Here is a 2,737-nt window from a genome sequence, read left to right as displayed (position 1 = left end):
TGTGATCGCGCCGGCATGGGAAGCGAATGATCTCTGGAACACCTCTGGCCTCTGCCCTCGCGGCCGTCGCGCTCGCGGTTGCGGCGTCGTCCGTTGCGGCGCAGGGCGCGGGGCGCGGCGGGCCGCCGGGGTCGGGTGGCCCACCCGACGGGGCCGGAGACGGCGGCCCTCCGCCCTCGGCCGGTCCGGGCGGCCCGCCACCCTGGGCGGGGCCGGGTGATCGTGACGAGGACCCCTTCGCAGAAAGCGACCGCGAATCCTGGCCCCCCGGCCACTTGCGGCGCGACGACGACACCATCGTTCTGCTGGGCCGCGGCCGCGGCTTCGTGATCGCCCGCTTCCTCGATGACGAGATCACCTATACAGTGCGCAACCCGACGGGAGAGGACATCAACTCCACCACCGGGCAGAGCGCGCGCATCCGCATCCTTGCCACGATGCCTTACGCGCTCGACGTGCGCTTTCCCACCTGGCGGCCCGGCCCGCCCGCGCCGCAGGATTTCCGGCAGGCGGAATTTTCAGACGGCAGCCACCGCATCGGCGGGCGGCTCTGGCTCGATCCCACGCCCGAGACGCCGTCCAACAACGACACGGTCGTCCAGTCGCCCGACGGCTTCCTGGAGGCGCCGGGACGGTTCGGCCAGATGCAATGGGGCCTGGGCGCGGACATCGCGGCGCGCTACACCGACCACCCTTCCGGCGTGGCGCCGGCGGGCACCTACAGCCTGGAGGCGGTCATCACGATCCAGCCGTTCTGACGGGCTTTACGCATCGTCGGGCACAGGCTATTCCCGCAGCGCAGCATGATCGAAGGGGCCTTTTCCGTGCGACTTGTCACGCTTGTCATCGCAGCTGCCCTGACGCTTGGGGCGCTGGCCGAGCGCGCGGGCGCACAGGGCTTTCAGGTCCGCCCGCTCTTCGTGGACGGAGAGGTGCCGCCGGGCAGCGACGTGCTGATCCCGATCGAGATCACGCCAACCTCGCAGCTCGAGGGGCGCACCATCCGGATCGACGTCGTGCAGCTTGCGCAATCCCCGCAGGGCGCGTTCCGCGGCGTGGCCTTCGACCCCGCCACCGTGCCCGAGCGGTCAGCCGCGACGTGGATCGAGGTGCCGCCGGAGGTGACCCTGGAGGCGCGCGAGCCAAGCCTTGTCGAGGTGAACCTGGAGGTGCCCTTCGCCGCGCGCGGCAGCTACGCGGCCGGCCTGCTGCTAAGTGCACCGCCGCCCGAGGGGCAGGAGGGCCTGCGCCTGACGCTGCGCGTCCTGGTCCCCATCATCCTCGGGATCGAGGGGCGCCCGGCGCGGCAGGACGTGCGGCTGGCCGATGCAAGCCTGCGCTACCGCATGCCCGAGGGGCCGGAGGACGGCGCCGGCGACACGCTTCCGCTGGGAACCATGGTGGACACGCTGATCGAGAACAACGGCGGCACCTTCTCGAGCCTGCGCGGCGACCTCTGGCTGGACGTCAAGGTCGAGGACGACGCCTGGCGACAGGTGCGCCGGGTGGAGATACCCCAGACCCGGCTGCTGCCCGAAACCGCGATCACCCTGCCGGTCGAGCTGGGCCGCCTGCTGCCCACCGGCGATTACCGCGTGCGCGGGGAGCTTTACGTCGACGGCCGCCGCACGGCGCCCCTGCGGCGCGAGATCGCCTTCGAGGGGCACCCGGAGGTGCAGGCGCTCGCCACCGACATCGACCTGGGGGTCGAACCCTCGGTCTTCGAGTTCGCCTATCAGCCGGGCGCCACGCGCAGCGGCCGCGTTGCGGTCACCAATCCCGCCATCGATCCCGTCGAGGTGCGGATCGATGTCGCCCTGCCCGACAGCATGGCCGGCCGCGCCACCGCCACGGTGCGCGACACCGACCTGTCGGCCGCGGACTGGATCGAGGTGCAGCCGGACAACTTCGTCCTGCGCCCCGGGCAGACACGGAACCTGCGGCTGATTGCCCGCTTTCCCGACGCCGAGGCGGAGCAGCAGAACCATTATGCCGCGCTGTCGCTTGTCGCCGACTATCTCGACGGACAGCGGGCGGGCACCGCGGCCGGGCTTGTCGAAGTCGCGCGGCAGGGCGGCGAGGATCGGCGCGCATTGGCGGTGGAGCCTGTCCGGCTCGCCACGACCGAAAGCGCCGAAACCTATGCGCTGAGCCTGCGCGCGACGAATACGGGCGATGTCCTCCTGCGACCCGAGGTCGAGGTCAGCGTCCTGGACGCGGCGGGCGCGCCGGTCATGACCGTCGATCTGTCCAGCGACGTGCAGGCGCCGCTGATGCCGCTTGCCGCGCGCAGTTTCGGCGGCACGCTATCGGCGGCGGACCTGCCGGAAGGCGATCTCGTGCTGCTCACCCTGGTCCGCTCCGACGGCGCGGAGGTGGCGGAACTCGTCCAGCAGATCAGCCGCGACGAGAGCGGCGGCCTGACCCTGGAGGCGCCGCGCTGAGCCGCGCGGTCCCGCTATTCCTCGGCCGGCTGTTCTTCGGGCGGCAGGATCACGCGGAACGTGCCGACCGCGACACTGCGATCAGATGCGCCCCCTTCGTCGGCGGCGAAGTCCAGCACGATACCGTTCTCGCCCGTCGGCGCAAAGACCGTGCAGGCGCCCCGCGACAACACGCTGAGTTCGTCCCCGACGCTGACGGCGACCCGGCGCACATTGCCCGTGTCGAAGCAGATCAGGAAATCGCCCGACGCGCCGCGCGAGGCGAGCCGGTAGTCGGTCTCAGAAGTGCCGCG

The 2,737-nt window shown here is 71.5% G+C and carries 3 protein-coding genes; 2 read left to right on the top strand and 1 reads right to left on the bottom strand.

The genetic code is table 11. The features are described from left to right. The first annotated feature begins 275 nt into the window (after positions 1-275). Positions 276-758 carry a hypothetical protein gene (locus ACLFOB_RS14815; protein WP_410926590.1) on the top strand — a complete coding sequence of 161 codons (483 nt, stop codon included), beginning with the start codon at positions 276-278 and terminating at the stop codon, positions 756-758. 45 nt (positions 759-803) lie between these two features. Further along, entirely contained in the window at positions 804-2,444 is a 1,641-nt protein-coding gene (locus ACLFOB_RS14810; protein ID WP_410926589.1) for a hypothetical protein, read from the top strand. Positions 2,445-2,458: 14 nt separating this feature from the next. Here ACLFOB_RS14810 and ACLFOB_RS14805 read toward each other — a convergent pair. Next, the coding region (locus ACLFOB_RS14805) for a hypothetical protein (protein ID WP_410926588.1) at positions 2,459-2,737 on the bottom strand (279 nt) is incomplete at its 5' end.

The organism is Rhodosalinus sp. (assembly GCF_046542825.1).
Taxonomy (GTDB): domain Bacteria; phylum Pseudomonadota; class Alphaproteobacteria; order Rhodobacterales; family Rhodobacteraceae; genus Rhodosalinus.
The sequence above is the reverse complement of the archived record's forward strand: the minus strand, read 5'-3'. Positions and strand labels throughout refer to the sequence as shown.